Source organism: Bacillus infantis, from assembly GCF_050107595.1.
Taxonomy (GTDB): domain Bacteria; phylum Bacillota; class Bacilli; order Bacillales; family Cytobacillaceae; genus Bacillus_AB; species Bacillus_AB infantis_C.
In genome coordinates, this window is sequence record NZ_JBNILH010000008.1 from 75374 (window position 1) to 96317 (window position 20944).

Annotated in this window: 20 protein-coding genes; 17 read left to right on the plus strand and 3 right to left on the minus strand. The window is 45.6% G+C overall.

What is annotated here, in order from left to right; translation table 11 throughout:
* The first annotated feature begins 4 nt into the window (after positions 1-4).
* The gene (locus tag ACQCVH_RS17125; RefSeq protein WP_426836829.1) at positions 5-1246 is read left to right on the plus strand and encodes an MFS transporter; all 1242 of its coding nucleotides are present in this window, start codon (positions 5-7) and stop codon (positions 1244-1246) included.
* Positions 1247-1272: 26 nt separating this feature from the next.
* Here the strand turns inward: ACQCVH_RS17125 and ACQCVH_RS17130 are convergent, their stop codons facing one another.
* Complete coding sequence (locus ACQCVH_RS17130) at positions 1273-1521, minus strand: YhdB family protein (protein ID WP_148976707.1); 249 nt, start codon at positions 1519-1521, stop codon at positions 1273-1275.
* Between the two features lie 212 nt (positions 1522-1733).
* Here ACQCVH_RS17130 and ACQCVH_RS17135 point away from each other — a divergent pair, with 212 nt between their 5' ends.
* From ACQCVH_RS17135 to arsC, 10 genes are all read left to right on the plus strand, one after another.
* On the plus strand, positions 1734-2054 hold the full coding sequence (locus ACQCVH_RS17135; protein WP_426836830.1) for a YqzG/YhdC family protein: 321 nt from the start codon (positions 1734-1736) through the stop codon (positions 2052-2054).
* A gap of 98 nt (positions 2055-2152) precedes the next feature.
* On the plus strand, positions 2153-3568 hold the full coding sequence (locus ACQCVH_RS17140; protein WP_426836967.1) for a SpoVR family protein: 1416 nt from the start codon (positions 2153-2155) through the stop codon (positions 3566-3568).
* Positions 3569-3691: 123 nt separating this feature from the next.
* Entirely contained in the window at positions 3692-3985 is a 294-nt protein-coding gene (locus ACQCVH_RS17145) for a hypothetical protein (RefSeq protein ID WP_426836832.1), read from the plus strand.
* Between the two features lie 305 nt (positions 3986-4290).
* Positions 4291-5421 (plus strand): NAD(P)-binding domain-containing protein, encoded by a 1131-nt coding sequence (locus tag ACQCVH_RS17150; protein WP_426836833.1) that lies wholly within the window; start codon positions 4291-4293, stop codon positions 5419-5421.
* A 12-nt stretch (positions 5422-5433) separates the two neighbouring features.
* A complete protein-coding gene (locus tag ACQCVH_RS17155) occupies positions 5434-5886 on the plus strand; it encodes a MarR family winged helix-turn-helix transcriptional regulator (RefSeq protein WP_426836834.1) in 453 nt (150 codons plus the stop codon).
* Positions 5887-5917: 31 nt separating this feature from the next.
* Entirely contained in the window at positions 5918-7279 is a 1362-nt protein-coding gene (locus tag ACQCVH_RS17160; RefSeq protein ID WP_426836835.1) for an FAD-dependent oxidoreductase, read from the plus strand.
* Between the two features lie 56 nt (positions 7280-7335).
* Positions 7336-8553: an MFS transporter gene (locus ACQCVH_RS17165; protein WP_426836836.1), complete on the plus strand. Its 1218-nt coding sequence runs from the start codon at positions 7336-7338 to the stop codon at positions 8551-8553.
* Between the two features lie 100 nt (positions 8554-8653).
* Positions 8654-8998 (plus strand): ArsR/SmtB family transcription factor, encoded by a 345-nt coding sequence (locus ACQCVH_RS17170; RefSeq protein WP_426836837.1) that lies wholly within the window; start codon positions 8654-8656, stop codon positions 8996-8998.
* Positions 8999-9021: 23 nt separating this feature from the next.
* A complete protein-coding gene (locus tag ACQCVH_RS17175) occupies positions 9022-10317 on the plus strand; it encodes an arsenic transporter (RefSeq protein ID WP_426836838.1) in 1296 nt (431 codons plus the stop codon).
* A gap of 27 nt (positions 10318-10344) precedes the next feature.
* A complete protein-coding gene (arsC, locus tag ACQCVH_RS17180) occupies positions 10345-10764 on the plus strand; it encodes an arsenate reductase (thioredoxin) (protein ID WP_426836839.1) in 420 nt (139 codons plus the stop codon).
* Positions 10765-10888: 124 nt separating this feature from the next.
* On the opposite strand, the gene ACQCVH_RS17185 is transcribed toward arsC, so the two are convergent.
* The gene (locus ACQCVH_RS17185) at positions 10889-11380 is read right to left on the minus strand and encodes a PCYCGC motif-containing (lipo)protein (RefSeq protein ID WP_426836840.1); all 492 of its coding nucleotides are present in this window, start codon (positions 11378-11380) and stop codon (positions 10889-10891) included.
* Between the two features lie 227 nt (positions 11381-11607).
* Here ACQCVH_RS17185 and ACQCVH_RS17190 point away from each other — a divergent pair, with 227 nt between their 5' ends.
* From ACQCVH_RS17190 to ACQCVH_RS17210, 5 genes are all read left to right on the plus strand, one after another.
* Complete coding sequence (locus tag ACQCVH_RS17190) at positions 11608-11973, plus strand: ArsR/SmtB family transcription factor (protein WP_426836841.1); 366 nt, start codon at positions 11608-11610, stop codon at positions 11971-11973.
* Entirely contained in the window at positions 11970-14105 is a 2136-nt protein-coding gene (locus tag ACQCVH_RS17195; RefSeq protein ID WP_426836842.1) for a heavy metal translocating P-type ATPase, read from the plus strand. Before ACQCVH_RS17190 ends, ACQCVH_RS17195 begins: the two co-directional genes overlap by 4 nt.
* 142 nt (positions 14106-14247) lie before the next feature.
* A complete protein-coding gene (gene trxB / locus ACQCVH_RS17200; protein WP_426836843.1) occupies positions 14248-15207 on the plus strand; it encodes a thioredoxin-disulfide reductase in 960 nt (319 codons plus the stop codon).
* Positions 15208-15337: 130 nt separating this feature from the next.
* Positions 15338-15532, plus strand: a complete 195-nt coding sequence (locus ACQCVH_RS17205; protein ID WP_426836844.1) for a hypothetical protein — start codon at positions 15338-15340, stop codon at positions 15530-15532.
* A 622-nt stretch (positions 15533-16154) separates the two neighbouring features.
* Positions 16155-16559, plus strand: a complete 405-nt coding sequence (locus ACQCVH_RS17210; RefSeq protein WP_426836845.1) for a hypothetical protein — start codon at positions 16155-16157, stop codon at positions 16557-16559.
* Positions 16560-16678: 119 nt separating this feature from the next.
* Here the strand turns inward: ACQCVH_RS17210 and ACQCVH_RS17215 are convergent, their stop codons facing one another.
* Positions 16679-17545, minus strand: coding sequence for a TetR/AcrR family transcriptional regulator (locus ACQCVH_RS17215; protein WP_426836846.1), 867 nt, complete (start codon positions 17543-17545; stop codon positions 16679-16681).
* A 207-nt stretch (positions 17546-17752) separates the two neighbouring features.
* On the opposite strand from ACQCVH_RS17215, the gene ACQCVH_RS17220 reads away from it, so the two are divergent.
* Positions 17753-20923 carry an efflux RND transporter permease subunit gene (locus ACQCVH_RS17220; protein ID WP_426836847.1) on the plus strand — a complete coding sequence of 1057 codons (3171 nt, stop codon included), beginning with the start codon at positions 17753-17755 and terminating at the stop codon, positions 20921-20923.
* Positions 20924-20944 lie beyond the last annotated feature (21 nt).

Consider the following 20944-nt stretch of genomic DNA (forward strand, 5'->3'; position numbering starts at 1 on the left):
AAGCATGAATGGATTGTACCGCGATCGTCGCTTTTGCTTTATTGTTGCTGCCAATATTCTGTCTTCCATCGGGTCGGGGATTACCATGATTGCCATTCCCTGGCTGCTTGCATCTGGTGAAAACGGAGGGAAAGTCTTTGGATATGCGGCCATAGCCATGACCATCATCAATTTTGCAGTTACACCATTTTTTGGCCAGCTGATTGACCGCTTTTCCCGCAAAAGGATTCTGTTGTTCGGGGAAGGAGCAGGCTTTATCACAATAGCTGCTTTTTCAGCAGCAGGCTATTTCGGACTCGATTATGAAACGGTTCATTTAATGATCCTTTACGGGGCTGGAAGCCTTTATTATACATTGTTTTATCCCGCCATCTTTGCATTTAACCAGGAAATTTTCGACCCTTCACACTATAGAAGGCTGAATGGAGCCATGGAGATTCAGGGCCAGCTTTCAAGTGTGGCAGCGGGGGCGCTTGCAGCGGCGATTATATCCACTGTCCCTCTTGAGCGGATACTGCTGATTGATGCTTTGACCTATTTGGGCGCTTTGGGGCTGTTTTGGCTGATTCCTTATACCTCAGGAGAAAAGTCTGTTAAGCAGCAGGGGACTGTGAAGGCTGGAGGCGGTCTTTTGTATCTGAAAGCAAGGCCGGCGCTGTTTGTCTTCCTCTTTGCTTCGATGATGCCTTTTATTGGCGTAATGGTGACCAATTACCTTTTCCCAGTTTATATTGCGGATATTCTGCAGGCTGATGCTTCGGTATATGGAACCCAAAGCATGATCTATGGGATAGGAGCCGCATTTGCCGGACTCGCTGTTCCAGCAATCGCTTCCCGGTGGGGCAATGAAAGGTCGATCATTCTGACGATCGGTGCCTATACAGCAGCCATTTCGGTTATTGTCTTTATAAAAGATGTTCCTGTCTTCTTATCCTTGGCCGTCTTCCTGGCCTTTGGCAATGCGGGAACAAGGGTGGCAAGGAATGCGCTTATGATGGAAATGGTGCCCAATCATCTGATTGGCAGGACAGACAGCCTGTTCCGTTCCATGGGCCTTTTAATCCGGACTCTGCTGCTGGTTGTTTTTACCGGGCTGTCAGGAGCCCCAAGCATAGCATTCAGTTTTTATATTTTATCCCTCCTGCTCATTTTTTCATTCGCAGCGGCTGTTATAGCTGGAAAGCTGCTGTTCCAGGAAGGAAAACCGGAGAAAACTATAGGGGAAGCAAAGGAAAACACGGCCTGAATGACCGTGTTTTTTTGGTGGAATCCTTATATAGACAGAGGCTCCTTGAATAGGCTCTCCTCTGAAATTTCATTTGCATGATCGATATATCTCAGCAAAGAATACAAATGCTTTTCAATCATGGAATAGTCTTTTTCAAAGTTATACGCATGCAGGAAATGCTCGATTTTCTTTGAAAGGAACTGGTCCTGGGTCCGGACCATCAATATCAGGAGATTATCCCATTCCGAACGGTGTGTGTAGTACAGCGCCCGGTCATAATCGACTTTATTCATCTGGCTCACCCTCCTGTGTTGAGGAGATGATATTAGTTTGCGCCCTTCAGTACAGAATTCTCTCAGCAAATGTTGGTCTTCCTGATACAGCGCGTCTTTCATCTTTTACCTGCATATGAACTGTCAGTCCCGGATACTTTTCTTCAGGAAATGACTATGTATAAAGGCTTCTCTTCTGAAGAAAGCTAATGAAAAAGATGGAGGTCCACAGCATGAAAAAACATTTCCTATCTATACTGCTTTTTGGATTCTTACTTTCATCCTTTGCTTCTCCTGCAGCCCTGGCTGTGCAGAAGCCTGATTATGAAAAGTTCGGCCGGATTGCGACAGCCGTCATCAAAGAGGACTATCCCGGGGAAGAAGTCGTTGACTACCAGTTCCAGGGGCGCCAGGCATTGTCAGAGAATACGGCAGCAGACTTATTCGAGTTTCAGGTAAAAGAGGGCCAGAAAACGAAGACAGTCGTCGTAAGGGTGTCGCATGACACTGTCAATGACAAATTGATCAGCTTGTCGGTGGAAGAGAAAAAGTAGCGCACCAAGGGGCTCAGGATCCAGAGTCCCTTTTTATTGATTCATCAATCCCGTCCTTCTCTCATAAATTGAGATAAGAAGATGAAGGAGGAGAGATGATGAGAGACACCGACCGCAGAGGCCTAGAGCATGCCATACAGGAAATTACCGAGATTGCCACGGGTTTCGGCTTGGATTTTTATCCGATGCGGTATGAAATATGCCCTGCCGATATCATTTATACATTTGGCGCCTACGGGATGCCCACACGATTTTCCCACTGGAGCTTTGGCAAGCAGTTCTATAAGATGAAGCTCCATTATGACCTTGGCCTTTCAAAAATATATGAGCTTGTCATCAATTCAGATCCCTGCTACGCCTTTCTGCTTGATTCGAATTCGCTGATCCAGAATAAACTGATTGTTGCCCACGTCCTTGCCCACTGCGACTTTTTTAAAAATAATATCCGTTTTCAGAACACAAAAAGGGATATGGTGGAGAGCATGTCTGCAACAGCAGAAAGGATCCGCCAGTATGAAATCGAGCATGGAAAGCATGAGGTGGAAACCTTCCTGGATGCTGTGCTTGCCATCGAAGAGCATATTGATCCAAGCCTGATGCGTCCGAAGCTTGCCTGGAGCGCGGAGGACCTTGAATATGAGGAAGATGAAGCGCCGGCTGCGACTCCTTACGATGATCTCTGGAATCTGGACAGCAGGAGCAAAAGGAAGCCGGAGAAGAAAAAGAAGCTGAAGAAAATTCCGCCGCAGCCCGAGAAGGACCTTCTGCTGTTTATTGAATCATACAGCCGGGAACTTTCAGACTGGCAGCGTGATATCTTAACGATGATGCGTGAGGAAATGCTGTATTTCTGGCCGCAGCTGGAAACGAAAATCATGAACGAAGGCTGGGCTTCCTACTGGCATCAAAGAATCCTTCGGGAATTGGATCTGACCAGCGATGAATCGATTGAATTTGCAAAGCTGAACGCAGGGGTGGTGCAGCCTTCGCGGACAAATATCAATCCATATTATCTTGGCCTGAAAATTTTTGAGGATATAGAAGACCGCTATGACAATCCTACAGAGGAAATGAAAAAGCGGGGCGTCCAAAGCGGATCAGGCAGGGAAAAGATGTTTGAGGTGCGCGAAGTTGAATCAGATATCTCCTTCCTGCGCAATTACCTGACAAAAGACCTTGTCATGCGGGAGGATATGTATCTGTTCCAAAAGCAGGGCAAGGATTACAAAATCGTCGACAAAGGCTGGGAAGAGGTCAGGGACCAGCTGGTCAGCATGAGGGTCAATGGTGGATTCCCGTACCTAACAGTCGTAGACGGAGATTACCTGAAAAATGGAGAGCTGTACCTAAAGCACGGATTTGAAGGAATTGAACTGGATCTGAAATACCTTGAGAAAGTACTTCCTTACGTTCATCAGCTTTGGGGGCGCAGCGTCAACTTGGAAACAATTGTCGAGGGGAAACAGATGCTGTTTACTTATGATGGGAAGGGGATACACCGAAAATATCTGTAGCTCTAAAAGAAGTAAAAGGGGAAGCCGTTCGGCTTCCTTTTCTGTTGGCAAAGAATCCAGGAGAGGATAAATCGGAAGATCCAGCGAATATGCACTATAAGATTGTATGAAGGAGCACGATCCATGAAGAAAAACTTTTTGATTTTTGGTGCTGCTGTGTTACTGTCGGTTTTATTAATTATGACCAATCCTTCAAAACAGGACTATCTGGAATTCAGTGAAAAGCAGACTGGAGAACCACTTCCAGCAATTGTTAAAGTGGAGAGAGTGAATTTTCTCTTATTTTCGTTTTATACGCCAAATGTCCACCATGAACAAGGTATTACACATTGGGGGATCTTCAGCGGTTTTCATCAGGTATCTGATGGTCAATTTGATGAACCCTGGTGGTTGAAGTTACTTGATTTTTTCAAGTGAATTCAATTTTATATTATTCACTTTTTGGGCCTCCATAAAGATAATGAATACATATTGATGAAAAATTCGAAGAAATGAAAAATGCTTTATATTAGGTCCATTATTTACTCTCATTCATTTTTAGATTTGTTGAAAAATAAGAGAACAAATGGCAGCTAAACACATTAGGACGAATGACTGGCGCTTTTTTTTTTTTTTTTTTTGAATAATACTTGCAAAAATCAACTAAAAGTTATATAAATTAATTAAATAAATCTATTATTAAATTCATATACTCAATTTTGTAAACTAAAGGAGAGGTTACTGTGTTGGATGTCATCATTATTGGCTCTGGGCCTTACGGAATATCACTTGCTGCCCATGCAGTGGGAAATGGTCTTTCTTATCAAATTTTTGGATATCCTATGGATTTTTGGAAAAATCAAATGCCGCAGGATATGTTCATCCGAACCCCGCATGATTTTGTGAGTTTCTCTGATCCAGAAGACAAATGGACGGTCCACCAGTTTGCGGAGGAAACAGGGATACAGCTTGTCACTCCTCTTCCACGCACCACCTTTACACAATATGCCAGCTGGTTTGCGGAAAAAGCAGGAATCATATTTACTCCGCAATTAATCACTCATGTTTCCTTTAAGGAAGGAATCTACGAAGTTGTTTCTGGTTCAGGTGAAAAGCATCTTGCCAAAAACGTAGTTGTTGCAACTGGAGTTGAGCATTATAAATACTTGCCGGAGATGGTTAGAAAGTTTTCGCCAAAGCTGGTTTCCCACACTTCAGGATACACAGACTTCTCAGCCTTTAAGGGAAAGAAGGTTATCGTGCTCGGAAGCGGACAGAGTGCATGGGAAGCAGCCGGCCTTTTGAATCGTGAAGGAGCAGAGGTGGAGCTGGTATACCGAGCCTCCTCACCTAATTATGCCGGAAGCAGAGAAGCTGAAATTGAACTGAGAGATCTGGGTGATGTATTTTTCCATCTCCCTGATGAGGAAAAGAAAGAAGAATGGGGCCAGTCGCCAGGGAGCATTGCTCATTTCTTAAAACCATATGTCGAAGGAATCGTTCCCCAAAGGGCAAATGTACAAATCGAACAGATAAAAGAACAGGACGGTCAATTGCTGTTAAAGTTGACTGATGGAACAGAAAAGCTGGTGGACCACCTCCTGTCAGCCTCAGGGTTTCATATCGATTTAGACAAAGCCTATTTTATCAATGCCGAATTGCGTGAGCAAATTGACAGGGAACAAGGCTTTTCCCAGTTCCCAAGATTGAGTGAGTCATTTGAATCGAATATACCTGGACTGTATTTTGCAGGTCCCCTTTCATCCCATAGTCATGGTCCGACATTCAGATTTATATTAGGCCTTAGAAAAACAGCTTTCTCCATCATTTCCGGCATCACGGAAACGAAGGAAAAAAAGATTGCATGGATATAGGGAGGGACTAGCATGAGAGAATCATTTCAATCCATTACCAGAAGCTTTGGACTGCTGAACAAAGTGTGCTGTTCTGTAGATGGAATAGATGTATCCGCGATTCAAAGCCATATCCTTTATGAAATAAGCGTCAATCATAATCCGTCCATGCAGTATGTCGCCGATCTGCTGGGGGTGGAAATTGCCACATTCTCAAGGCAGATTCAGACATTGAGCAAAATGGGACTGGTTGAAAAACTTCCATCCAAAGAAGATAAAAGGGCGAGCATCCTTTCATTGACAGACACAGGAAAGAAAGTTGCAGGAGGCATTGATGAACAGGTGAATGCCTATCTGGAAGATGTCTTTGCCCGTATGAATGATTTCGAGCGGGAAATTGTCCAGCGCTCGGTCCGCCTTTTGGCGAATGTCATGACAGAATCCCCAATCTGCTGCGGAGACAGGAAAGACAATAAAGGCTGTTAAAAATTTTGCTGAAAATTAGGAGGGCAGGATAATGAAGAGGTTTAATGAGGGGCAATTGCCTGTTGCGATTATCGGAGGAGGTCCGGTCGGTCTTGCAGCAGCCGCCCATTTAGTAAAAAAAGATGAGCCATTTATTTTATTTGAATCCGGCGAGGATGTGGGTTCCAGCATAAAGGAATGGAGTCATGTGAGGATGTTTTCTCCCTGGCAGTACAATGTGGATGCAGCAGCGAAGGAATTGCTGGAGGCATCCGGATGGATAGCTCCGGATGATCAAGAGCTGCCTGCAGGAGGGGAGCTTATCGAACGGTATCTCCTTCCGTTAAGCAGCCTTCCGGCAATAAAGGAAAATATCGTAATGCGTGCTAAAGTTGTCGGTATCGCTAGGAAAGCTCACGATAAACTCAGAACGGGAAAGCGGGACAGTTCTCCATTCCAACTCTATGTGGATGTTGAAGAAGAGACAGAATTGTTCGAAGCGAAAGCTGTAATTGATTGCTCAGGTACATGGACCAATCCCAATCCTATTCTGTCAAATGGGATCTGGACGAAATCAGAAAGAACGCTGGGAGACCGCATTCATTATGGTATTCCTGATATTCAAAAACAGGAAGATAAATATAAAAATAAAACCATAGCGGTGGTTGGAAGCGGCCATTCCGCCATTAACAGCCTACTTGAACTGGCAATGCTAAAAGAAAAATATCCGGAAACAGCCATTCACTGGATACTCCGCAAAAAGCATATAACTGAAGTGTACGGCGGGCAGGAAAATGATGGGCTGCCTGCCCGTGGAGAGCTTGGTATAAGAATTCAGCAGCTTGTGGAGTCCGGGGCTGTGAAGGTTTTAACTCCCTTTCATATCAGCCAGGTCCAATCAGTCAGCGGTAAACTATCCTTAATAGGAGAGCTGAATGGAGAATGGATGTCTATTGGGGATATTGATGAAGTTGTGGCAGGAACGGGGTTCCGGCCGGATACAGCATTCCTGCATGAGGTGAGGCTGCAGCTGGATGCTGCGGTAGAAAGTGCCAGTGAACTTGCACCGCTGATAGATCCGAATATTCATAGCTGCGGGACCGTTCGGCCGCATGGCGAAAAGGAACTGCGCCAGCCTGAGAAGGACTTCTATATTGCCGGCATGAAGAGCTATGGCAGGGCCCCGACTTTCCTGCTTGCGACAGGCTATGAACAGGTCCGTTCCATAGTTGCCTATCTGACCGGCGATAAGAAAGGTGCAGAAGAAGTACAGCTTGAGCTGCCGGAGACAGGGGTATGCAGTACCAATATCCAATCAAGCTGCTGTGTGTCTGACACCATGGCTGCGAGCGCCGGCCAGGAATCTTGCTGCGGACCTGCCGTTGTCGCTTCGCTGGAATTAAAAAATTTATAAGTCAGCACAAAGGACCAGCCAAACCATGACTGGTCCTTTTGAAAGGGGAGGGCAGAATGCAGACTGACAGGCAGACTATAATAGGCATGGCCCTTTTGACCGCAATCAGTATGGCTGGTGATTCTATGCTTTATATTGTTTTGCCGGTCCATTGGAAAGAAGCGGGGCTTTCATCTTTGATCCAGGTCGGCGTATTATTGTCTGTTAACCGCTTTGTGAGACTGCCGCTGAATCCGCTCATTGGCTTTTTCTTTAAAAAGGTCACATTTCGAAATGCGATATACATAGCTGTTATTTTTAGCGGCATCACGACCTTAGGATATGGTGTGGTGAAAGATTTTGAATTATGGATTCTTCTTCGGTCAATCTGGGGGTTCTGCTGGTCCATATTTAAGATTGGAGCTTATTTATTGATATTACAGCTTGCAGCGGACAGCAATCGGGGCCAGCTCATGGGGGTGTATAACGGGCTGTACAGGCTCGGAAGCCTGTTCGGCATGCTTCTAGGGGGGCTGTTTGCTGATTTGTTCGGGATGTCAGCCATCAGTATGATATTAGGGCTTTCTGTTTTCATCATTCTTCCTTTCCTGCATCTATTTCTTCCTGAGACTCTGCATACAAATACGCCAAAACAAACAGGCCCAACCATATATGAAAATGTGAAGCTTCTTAAGAAACCAGAATTAATCAGGATTTTTCTGTCGTCCTTTCTGGTGATAATGCTTCTTGATGGGATGCTGACAGCAAGCTTAAGCCATTTGATTGAGATTCAATACTCAGATCAAGTCAATATTCATGGGCTGGTCATAGGGGCAGCTGCTTTAGCTGGCATCATGCAGGCCATCAGATGGGGAATCGCTCCTTTTGTTATGTCAAAAGTAGGATCTGCATTGGACAGAACAGATAATATGCATAAAATACTGCTGTTATTTTTAGGTGTTGCCGCGCTTCTTCTGGCAGTGATTCCCCTGCATCTGCCGATTTCAATATGGCTGCCTCTTTTACTAATGCATCTGCTGGCCTCTTCCATTCTTATTACCGTGATGGATACACTTATTTCTCAGTATGGCTCTAGGTCTTCAGGCAAAGTTTATTTCATCACAGCTTATACAATCGTCATTGACCTGGGAGCAGCTGTGGGGCCAATTACTGGATATTTGTTAGAAAAGTCGATAGGAATGGCAAATGTTTTTTGGCTGGCTTCCGGCATCATGCTGCTAGTCATCCTAATGTGGAAATCTATAAAGTTCAAAGAATTACCCCAAACAAATTGAGGGAACCTAAAGCAAGGATATGAAAAGAGTCTCTTGCAATTCACATATAAGCATACTATTATATAAGCAATTGGTTATGTAGTGACGGGAGGTGTTCAGTTTGGAGAAAGTCATAGCAGATCTTGATAAAGCAGCAGGCATCCTAAAATTGTTAGGAGATAAAACCCGCCTGACAATGGTAAAGCTGCTCGATACAAATGATTATTGTGTTTGCGATTTTACCGGAATATTCCAGATAAGCCAGCCTGCCATAAGCCAGCATATAAGGAAACTAAAGGACGCCGGCATTGTGAAAGAGGCGAGAAGAGGCCAGTGGATCATCTATTCCCTTTACAAGGAAAGTGAATATTATCCTGTCATTTCAAGCCTTCTTCAGCACCTTCCCAGCCAAGACCATAAATTAAAGGAGCTTGAGGATCAAGGACTCAGGATTTCCTGTGAATAATAAGTTTAAGGGGGGACAGCAGTTTGACATCAGTCATATTAGCAGCAATGATATTTTTATTCACGCTGATTCTGGTCATTTGGCAGCCAAAAGGCCTGTCAATTGGCTGGTCGGCATGCGGCGGGGCGATTCTCGCCTTGATTGCTGGCGTTGTAGACTTCGGAGACGTAAGGGATGTAACATCAATTGTCTGGAATGCGACTCTCGCTTTTATTGCAATCATTATCATCTCACTCATCCTGGATGAGATTGGGTTCTTCGAGTGGTCCGCCCTTCATATGGCAAGGGCCGCGAAGGGCAGCGGTGTCCGCATGTTTATCTATATCAGCATTCTGGGGGCCTTGGTGGCAGCCTTTTTTGCGAACGATGGAGCCGCACTCATCTTGACACCGATTGTCCTGGCAATGGTGCGGAATCTGAACTTGAATGAAAAGATGGTGTTTCCATTCATCATCGCCAGCGGTTTTATAGCGGACACGACTTCCTTGCCTTTAGTTGTAAGCAATTTGGTGAATATCGTTTCAGCCGACTTTTTCGGCATCGGCTTTGCTGAGTTTGCATCAAGGATGATTATTCCGAATTTCTTTTCACTTGGAGCCAGCATCCTGGTCCTATATCTTTTCTTTAGAAAAAGCATTCCGAAACAATATGATCTTTCCCAGTTAAAGGAACCGTCTGAAGCAATCAAAGACCAGAGGATGTTCCGCCTATCATGGATTGTACTGGGCGTTTTACTGGCTGGCTATTTTGCCAGCGAATTTATAGGAGTCCCGGTATCCTTCATTGCAGGCATCATTGCCATCTTCTTTCTGCTTATGGCAAGGCGGAGTCCGGCCGTAAAGACCAAAACGGTCCTTAAGGGGGCTCCCTGGGCCATTGTTTTCTTTTCAATCGGCATGTATGTCGTTGTCTACGGACTGCGGAATGCCGGGCTGACAGATGTACTGGCCGATGTTATTCAATTGGCAGCTGATCAAGGCTTATTCGCAGCAACAATCGGTATGGGCTTTATTGCTGCCATCCTCTCATCAGTAATGAACAACATGCCAACCGTCATGATTGACGCCCTGGCAATTGCAGATACTGATACCAGCGGAACCATCAGGGAAGCACTCATTTATGCGAATGTCATCGGTTCGGATCTTGGACCTAAGATTACACCGATCGGGTCGCTTGCTACGCTTCTTTGGCTTCACGTATTATCCCTGAAAGGAGTCAGGATTTCCTGGGGAACCTATTTCAAGACAGGGATTATCCTGACTATCCCGACCTTGTTTATTACATTGGCCGGCTTATATATCTGGCTGCTCATACTTTAATATTAAACATCAAAGGAGACCTGACACATGTCTAAAAAAACAATTTATTTTCTATGCACCGGAAACTCATGCAGAAGCCAGATGGCTGAAGGGTGGGCCAAAAAATATTTAGGCGAGGATTGGAACGTATATAGTGCGGGTATCGAAGCGCACGGGCTGAATCCAAGTGCAGTAAAAGCTATGAAGGAAGCGGACATTGATATTTCCAGCCAGACATCAGATATCATCGACACGGAAGTCCTGAACAATGCTGATCTCGTGGTTACACTCTGCGGCGATGCAGCAGATAAATGCCCAATGACGCCCCCTCATGTAAAACGCGAGCACTGGGGCTTTGATGACCCTGCCAAAGCAGAAGGAACAGACGAGGAAAAATGGGCATTTTTCCAGCGCGTGCGTGATGAGATAGGAGATCGCATCAAGCGTTTCAGCGAAACTGGCGTTTGAGTCAAGCGCAGGTTTTGGCTTAAGTAAGAAATGTAAAAATGAAGGAAGCTCCTGTTAAAATGCAAAAATAGAAAGCACACATCTGCAGTTTCAGATGTGTGCTTTTCTTTTGCCGCCAAAGTTTTTATACTTCAGGCATTGGGGTAGGAGTCGATTCAATCCCAGTCCCTTTATATTTTTCATCGATCATATTACGGATATCTTTAAGAGATGTCCCTTTATTAAACTCTGATTTAGCCTCACGGGCTATGTCTACACAGACCCCTCAGCCAAAGCCCATTGTATCAAGGGAAACGGTGCTGCCGTTAACGCTGTCAACAAAGCAATTGGTATTGCTTTCGTGGCCATCTTCCTCGTAGCAGCCGCAATAGCATGGCATATAATTAAGTACCTCGGGATGCTCGACTGCAAACTGATAAGCTTCCAGTATTTCAGGGCTGTCCGTATAAGTGGTCACGGCCGCCCAATCATTGCTTCCTAAGGTATAAGTTAATTCTGGGGCACTCTGGTTTTTATGTTCACCTGAATGGCCTGCATATGAAGAGTCTTCCTCTGCAGAAGAACATCCAGCAGCCAGCATGATGGCAGCAAGAACGGGAAAAATAGATTTCTTCATGGAACCTCCCTCTCTCTTAAATCTTCTTTTACTATGCTAGCATACAAAAAAAACTCCCAATGAAACAACCTCTATTGAACTAATGTCAGAAAGGATTTTTGCTATTTCAAAAATTAGACACATAATTCCCGGGGGTTTTTCCAGAACATTCAAGCAAATAATTGACCGTTTGACGAAATTTGCATAAACTAATAATCAAATATATGTTTGAATGTTGAGGTGATGCTATGATGCAGAATGACATCTGTGAAGTAAAATGCGTGGATGAAGTAAAAGTTAAACGTATAAAGAATAGCATTGAAAAAGAAAATACACAGGCAGTTGCGCATTTATTTAAGGCGCTGTCCGATGATACCAGGGTTAAGATTGCTCTTTCCCTTTGCCATGAAGAGGAACTGTGCGTATGTGATGCTGCCAATATTGTCGGAAGTACGACTGCTGCAGCCTCCCACCACTTGCGCCTGCTGCGCAATCTTGGGCTGGCAAAATACCGAAAAGAGGGCAAGCTGGTTTATTATTCACTGGATGACGACCATGTGAAGCAGCTGATACGGATTGCCTTTGAACATCAGAAGGAGGTGGCCGGCCAATGAGTGAGTCTTTGGAAAAATCCATTGATAAAACGGTCTATAGAGTGCAGGGCTTTTCCTGAGCAGGCTGTGCCGCTAAGTTCGAAAAGAACGTAAAACACCTGGATGGTGTTTCTAATGCAAATGTAAACTTTGGCGCTTCAAAACTGACTGTATACGGAGACGCCACGATTATGGAACTGGAAAAGGCCGGTGCCTTTGAAAACCTGCGGATCATTCCTGAGGATCAGCGGTTTGAAGAAAAGAAAGAGCCTTTTTGGCAAAAGCATTCTTATGTTTTTGCATCCTTTCTCCTGTTGATTATAGGGTGGGCAGCTGGACAGGTGAATGGCGAGGGAAGCCTGTCCTCTGTCCTTGCGTACGGTGCATCGATAGCAGTGGGAGGCTGGCGCCTTTTTATAACCGGCTTAAAAAATCTCTTCCGCCTCCAGTTTGATATGAGGACGCTGATGACCATAGCGGTCATTGGGGCAGCTTTTATAGGTGAATGGGGGGAAGGGGCGACTGTTGTCATATTATTTGCCATCAGTGAAGCCCTTGAGACTTATTCCATGGATAAAGCCCGGCAATCGATCCGGACACTGATGGATATTGCCCCTAAGGAAGCGCTGATCCGCAGGGGAAATCAGGAACTGTTGGTTGAAGTGGAAGACATACAGCCGGGAGATATTATGATTATAAAGCCAGGACAGAAAATTGCGATGGATGGAAACGTGGCTAAAGGCTTTTCTTCCGTTAACCAGGCGGCGATCACAGGTGAATCTGTCCCCGTTTCAAAAAGCATTGGGGATGAAGTATTCGCTGGAACGTTGAACGAAGAAGGTGTCCTTGAAGTTCAAGTCACAAAACGGGCAGAAGATACGACAATTGCGAAAATCATTCATCTTGTAGAAGAGGCACAGGCTGAAAGGGCCCCTTCACAGGCATTTGTCGACAGATTTGCAAAGTACTACACACCCATTATTATACTAGTGGCATTTGGTGCGGCAGTTGTACCGCCTCTATTTTTTGGTGCTGACTGGAGCGAATGGATCTACCAGGGACTGGCTGTGCTGGTGGTTGGCTGTCCGTGTGCCCTGGTCATTTCAACTCCGGTTGCCATCGTGACGGCGATTGGGAATGCTGCTAAAAATGGCGTACTGATCAAAGGCGGGATCCACCTGGAAGAGATGGGGGCCATTAAGGCTCTTGCCTTTGATAAAACAGGGACCCTTACAAAAGGAACTCCCGTTGTCACGGATTATATACCCTCTCCCGGGACTGAATCCAAACAGCTGCTTTCTGTTGTAGCTGCCCTGGAGAATGGCTCACAGCATCCATTGGCATCAGCCATCATGAAAAAAGCAGAGCAAGAAGGGCTGGACTACAAAAACATTGAAGTGGAGGACTTTGCCTCCGTCACGGGAAAGGGAATTAAAGGCAGATTATATGGTGAAACCTACTATGTCGGCAGTCCAAATCTTTTTGATGAAGTACTGCTGAATGGAATTCCTGATGAATTAAGAGTGATGATCCTGCGTCTGCAAAATCAAGGCAAGACAGTGATGGCAGCAGGAACACCAGCTGGAATTCTGGGAGTGATTGCTGTAGCGGATGTTCTAAGGGAAAATAGCAGGGATGTCATTCAAAAGCTGCACTCATTAGGAATTGAGAAGACTGTAATGCTGACAGGTGATAATCTTGGAACGGCGAAAGCTATTGGAGACCAAGCGGGAGTAACAGACATCAAAGCCGAACTGCTGCCTGCAGACAAACTCTCCTATATCAAAGAATTGCGGGAGAAATATCACCGTGCCGGCATGGTTGGTGACGGTGTGAATGATGCACCTGCACTGGCTGCTTCAACAGTAGGGATTGCCATGGGAGGCGCTGGTACGGATACAGCTCTTGAAACAGCGGATATTGCATTGATGGCTGATGACCTTGGGAAGCTGCCGTTCACGGTTCTGCTGAGCAGAAAAGCAATGACGATCATTAAGCAGAATATAACATTCTCGGTGGGCATAAAGCTCGTGGCCCTGCTGCTCGTCATTCCCGGCTGGCTTACTTTATGGATCGCCATCTTTGCTGATATGGGCGCAACATTGATCGTTACGCTGAATGGGCTGCGGCTTTTAAGGATAAAGGACAAATAGAACTGCAGGAAGCTTCCCAAGTCATGAGGGAAGCTTCCTTTTTTTGCAGAAATAGTTGCACCTGGCCAGTTGGAGGATTCTGTTATAAAAAAGGCTTAAAAGGGTACGAATGAAATAGAAACTGTTATTGGAGGTTGATCATATGGAAAAGGTAGTAATTTTGGGAACCGGACCGGCCGGCCTGACTGCAGCGATCTATTTGGCCCGTGCCAATATGAGTCCGGTAATCATTGAGGGCGATCAGCCTGGAGGACAGCTGACACTGACGACAGAGGTTGAGAACTTCCCGGGTTTCACTGATGGAATCATGGGTCCTGAGCTGATGGAAAATATGAGAAAGCAGGCTGAACGCTTTGGCGCTGTCTTTAAGAGAGGATGGGTGACAGAAGCTGATTTCTCAAAAAAGCCGTTCCGGATGAAGGCTGACGGGATTGGAGAAATAGAAGCAGAATCAGTCATTCTTTCAACGGGCGCCTCTGCAAAGCTTATGAACATCCCGGGCGAGAAAGATAATATCGGCAAGGGAGTCAGCACCTGTGCCACTTGTGACGGGTTCTTTTTCCGCGGAAAAAAAGTCCTGATCATCGGCGGCGGGGATTCTGCGATGGAAGAAGCCAACTTCCTCACTAAATTTGCTGATAATGTGACCGTTGTCCACCGCAGGGATGAGCTTCGGGCTTCAAAGATTATGCAGAACAGGGCAAGAGAAAATCAGAAAATCAGCTGGAAGCTGAACAGGACTCCTGTGGAGATCCTTTCAGAATCTGATAAGGTAACCGGCCTTAAAGTGCTGAATAATGAAACGGGCGAAGAAGAAATCCTTGAAACGGATGGCATCTTTGTTGCGATTGGCCACAGGCCCAATACAGGATTCCTCGGCAGCCAGATCGACCTGGATGAGTCTGGCTATATCACTGTGAAGCCGGGCACGACAGAGACCAATATCAAAGGAGTGTTTGCCTGCGGAGATGTCCAGGATAAAAGGTACCGTCAGGCAATCACGGCGGCAGGAACCGGCTGCATGGCAGCCCTTGACGCCGAAAGATATCTGGAAGGTGACGCCATCCTTGATTGGAGCGAAACCCTCAATCAGGGCCAGTAGAAGATTTTGCCTTTAAAAATGCTGGGAAATCATCTATAAATCAACAGGGAAAAGGCAGGATAAAAGATGGATGCATTATTTTAAGAACCTGCTATAATGAGTGAAAAAATCATTGTTAGGGTGGTTTTGCATGGTGAATACACGCTGCAGATACGTCATTAACGCTTCAGGAAAACGCGGTGAAATGTATCATACAACATGCGAAAATAAAGTGGAAGTCAAAAAGTGGATTGAAGAAAACCAGGAAAAGATCCTGGCAGACAAAATAAAAGTGACGGACAAGAAAAAACGTCCTTTTTCCGGGCTTCTGTTTTTCATAAAATAATCATCCAGGGGGTGCCGCGTTTGCCGCGGCATTCTTCTTATAGTTAAGGAATTTTAAATTGAAAGACTTTTGGATAATTCTCAATTCTTGATCCACGTCCAGCAGATGCGCCGAGGTCATAAGCCAAACCTCCCAAAAAGGCAAAGAACGCCTTTCCTGAAGGTTTGGCTTGAGGCCCCCAGGAAGCTGGTCATGCAGGCGTTGCCATAGGACGTGGCGGTCTTAGTCTGCGTTCCTTAAGGGTGATTAAGGCGCTTGCGCTTTTGTTCGTATAAAGTTTTTTAAATTGGAAAATATAATAGCATGGTGCCTGTAGCTCAATGCAAAGAGCAGCCGGTTTTTTCCAGTGAAAAAAACTGTGCATTTTGCGGGTTGAAATCCCGTCAGGTCCATTGAAAGCCGCATCCTTTTAGGGGTGCGGCTTTTCTGTTTTGATGGAAGCTATTCAAGGGAAATCTAAAAAATGTTAATTACTCGATTGACATTGAGAATCAATATCAATTATAATGAACTCAATGATATTGATAATCAATATCACTTAAAGCGGGGCTGACTTGCCAAAACCCCTCTGCAGTCCCGCTTTAGTACATAATTTTAAAATCATTGATAGGAGGGACTGGTATTGAATCATCAGTTTGCGGTATTGGAAGCTTTCAGGCATGAATATCCTGTCTGCAGGGCGTGCTGCGCGGCTAATGCCTCCGGCCCGCTCGATCTGAAAAAGGGCGATGTCTTGGCCATCACGTGTGAGAGAAAGTATGTTGACCTTCTGGGATGGTTCTTTTTAATAGATATTAATGGAGAGCGGCAGGTATATATGTCTATTTCCGACTTGGAAGATTATTATCTGACCGGAAAGATGTGCTCCTTCTTTGACCTGGCATTAAAGATCAACCATTTGAGCTACAAAGTCAATCAGTCGCTGGACTGCAGGAATAAAAAAGAGTTTGGAATGTATTCTGAACAGCTGAGGCAATGGAAGGAATTCCAGGAGTCCGTTTACGAGAAGGATAAAGAAAAAGTATAAAGGCAGGGAGATGCGTCATTGATGCATTTTCCTGCCTTTTTTTGTATTAAGCCTGTTCGGTGTCTGTGAGGTATATCTGGCAATGCTCTTACACAGCCCTCCCTGCCTGATCCGAACCATCACAATTTTATATGAAAATGCTCTGCAATCACAGAAATATAGGAAGTAAATTCTTGGATTCCTTTGAAGTTGGACAGCATGCCCTGGATGACCGGGACCCTAGGGCTGCTGCTCATAATTTCCGCTTCCAGCACTTCCATGGACACTGCCAGATCTTCTTTATGCCTTCCTGACAACGCTTCCTTTTTCATGCTTTTCACAGCCGAATTTAAATTACCCCTGTGCCCGGCAAGCATTTCTTTTGCTGCTTCCAGCAGAGCCGCATTTTTTTCCTCAGAGATGATCGGCTCTTCCTCGAGGATGCCGCCGACAATGCTGTCCATCCTTCGCATGATATACTCAGCAACCCCATCTGCTTTAAAGTTTTCAGGATCATGCATGAGAATCTTAAAGAATGGATGGAACATGCCTTCAATCATCATGGAGAGATCCCATAGATATGGAGTGATTTTCTCACCATAGATGGAAGACAGGCCATTTCTGTAAAATTGATGCACCTCTATGATCCGTGCGAATATAAGTTCCTTTAGTGCTTCATCCCTTGGCAGCGCCTGCTCACGGGTAAGCATGATCATAAAGTCTTTATGCGTGGCAAATGTATTGAAAAGAGAACTCAGCTGGCTGATGAATTTCTCGCGGGGCTCCAGGTCCCTGTTTTCAAACACAAAAATTTCTGCATGCAATTCATCGAAGCTATTGTTGAAAATAGCATGGAGGAGTTCTTCCTTTGACTTGAAATAAAGATAGAAGGCTCCCTTTGATATACCTGTATCATGGACGATTTCCTGGATGGAGGTTGAGCTGAAGCCCTTTTTGGCAAATAGTTTTTTAGCGGAATCAAGTATCAGTTTTTCTTTTTCCTTCAATGATAGCAACCTCCCTGTCTGGGTTTCTTTAAGCCGTTTATAAAAACTGCAGCGTCCTGCTGCTAGTCACAATATCGCCACATTTTTAACCTATGGTAAAACTTGACGTATGACCGGTCAGTCAGTTATGCTAGGCACTGGAGTGACCAGTCAGTCACATCATAATACAAAAAGTTATTTAAATCAATTATAGCAAGGAGAGGACGTATGAAAAGCATTATCCAGTTTTCCCTGAAAAACAAATTTGCTGTCTGGCTTCTGACGATTATTATTACGGCAGCAGGCTTGTATTCCGGGCTGAACATGAAAATGGAAACCATCCCGAGCATTTCGACACCGCTTGTTTCGGTGATGACGGTTTATCCGGGTGCCACTCCGGAACAAGTAGCAGATGAAATTTCAGAACCGATTGAAAAGAGGGTCCAAAATCTTGAAGGAGTGTCAGTCGTAAGCTCTTCTTCATTCCAGAATGCTTCATCGGTTCAGATTCAATACAATTTTGACAAAGATATGGATAAAGCACAGGAAGAAGTGAAGGAAGCGCTGGACAGCATTGAATTTCCAGACGGTGTCCAGGAGCCGGGTGTTTCCCGCCTCAGCCTGGATGCCTTCCCAATCATGTCCCTGAGCATCTCTGATGAGAAAAAATCTTTGCCTGAGCTGACAAAAATGGCCGAGGAGCAGATTGTGCCTGAGCTCGAAGGGTTAGATGGAGTTTCCTCTGTCCAGATATCAGGTCAGCAGCTTCAGGAAGCCCAGCTCACGTTTGACCAGGAAAAGATGGCAGAGTATGGACTGGATGAAGAAACAGTCAAGAACATCATCAAAGGTTCTGATGTTTCTTTCCCGCTGGGATTGTATACATTTGAAAACACTGAAAAGTCGGTTGTTATTGATGGAAATATCTCTACAATAGATGACTTAAAACAGCTGAAGATTCCGGCTGTTCCGCAGGGAGCCGGCCAGCAGGCCCAAGGTGCTCCGGCTGAAAGCGGCCAGCAGGCTGCAGGACAGCAGCAGGGTGCTGCACCGGGTGCAGGTGCACAGCAGGGCGCAGGCCAGGCACAGGCTGGTGCAGCAGCGGGAATTCCGACTGTGGAGCTTCAGGATATCGCCACTATTGAAGTGGTCGGCAAAGCCGAATCGATTTCAAGGACAAATGGCGAAACATCAATCGGCGTACAGATTGTTAAAGCGGCCGATGCCAATACGGTTGAAGTTGTCAATGATGTAAAGGCCCAGCTTTCAGAGCTTGAAAAAGACATTGATGGCTTGAAGGTAACGCCGATCTTTGACCAGGGAGAGCCGATCGAAGAATCTGTTGAGACGATGCTGAGCAAAGCCGTATTTGGGGCAATTTTTGCAATGATCATCATTCTTCTGTTCCTGCGCAATTTCAGGACGACGATCATATCGGTCATTTCAATTCCATTGTCGCTGCTTATTGCGATACTTCTGCTGAAACAGATGGATATCACGCTGAACATTATGACTTTGGGTGCAATGACTGTGGCCATCGGCCGTGTAATCGATGATTCAATCGTCGTCATTGAAAATATTTTCCGCCGGATGAGCCTTAAAGGTGAAGAGCTGTCAGGACGGGAATTGATTGTTTCGGCAACGAAGGAAATGTTTATGCCGATCCTGTCTTCAACCATTGTAACCATTGCGGTATTCCTCCCGCTTGGATTGGTTAAAGGTACGGTTGGGGAGTTGTTCCTTCCGTTCGCCCTTACCGTTGTATTTGCCTTGCTTGCATCGCTTCTTGTAGCGATTACGATTGTGCCGATGATGGCCCACACGTTCTTTAAGAACGGATTGCCGGCCAAGCATCAGCATCTGGATGAAGAAAAGCCCGGCAAGCTTGCTTCAGGCTACCGGAAGGTCCTTAACTGGGCATTGAACCACAAAATCATTACCTCGGGAATTGCCATACTGATGCTGGTCGGAAGCCTATTCCTTGTACCCGTAATCGGTGTCTCTTTCCTGCCTGCCGATGAGCAGAAAATGGTGATTGCAACATATAAACCGGAGCCGGGCCAGACACTTGAAGAGGTAGAGGAAATTGCCGGCCGGGCAGAAGAAATGCTTCTCGACAGGGACGGAGTGAAAAATCTGCAGTTCTCTGTGGGCGGAGAAAATCCGATGAACCCCGGCCAGTCCAATTCCGCTATGTTCTTTGTAGAATATGAAGATAGCAAAGAGAATTTTGATAAAGAAAAAGAGGATGTAATTGAAGAGCTGAAAGGTACGGCTGATAAAGGAGAATGGGCAAGCCAGGATTTCTCCGGTATGGGCGCAAGCAGCGCGCTTTCCATGCAGGTATACGGAGACAGCATGGATGATATTGAGCCGGTCATCTCCGAACTTGAAGGCATCTTTAAAGATAATGATTCTTTGACAAATGTTAAAACAAGCATCTCAGATACGTATGACGAGTACACACTTGTGGCTGACCAGGAGAAATTGAGCAGCCTGGGACTGTCTGCAGCACAGATCGGCATGGGCCTTTCCAACACAGGCCAGCGCCAGGTGCTGACGACGATCGATTATGATAACGAAGAAGTCAACGTATATGTTGAAATGGAAGCAGAATCCTACCAGAATATCGATGATCTTACAGACCAAACGATTCAGTCTCCACTGGGAATTGAGGTGCCGATCAAAGATGTGGTCGAAATTCAGGAAGGAACGACTTCCGATACGATTACAAGACAGGACGGCCGGATTTACGCTGATGTCAGCGGAGAGATTACAGCGAAGGATGTTGCAAAAGTTTCTGCGGATGTGAATGCGGAAGCTGATAAGCTTGATTTGCCTTCTAATGTTGAGATTTCAATGGGCGGTGTAACGGAGGATATCAATGAATCCTTTACACAGCTTGGGCTTGCGATGCTTGCTGCCATTGCGATCGTATATCTCGTTCTGGTCATCACTTTTGGCGGCGGGCTTGCGCCATTTGCCATTCTGTTCTCATTGCCGTTCACGATCATCGGAGCTCTTGTCGGACTATTGATTGCCGGTGAGACCTTGAGCGTATCTGCAATGATCGGGGCATTGATGCTGATCGGAATTGTTGTGACCAATGCAATCGTTCTGATTGACCGGGTCATCCATAAAGAACAGGAAGGCCTGTCAACACGGGAAGCGCTTCTGGAAGCAGCCGGTACAAGGCTTCGTCCAATCCTGATGACAGCCATCGCAACGATCGGGGCTTTGGCTCCGCTGGCAGTCGGTCTTGAAGGAAGCGGCCTGATTTCCAAAGGACTCGGTGTGACCGTAATAGGCGGACTCACTAGCTCCACGCTTCTTACATTGCTGATTGTGCCGATTGTGTACGAAAGCTTAATGAAGCTGAAGAGAAGAGGAAAAAAGTAAACAGCAGGTGCTGAATAAGCA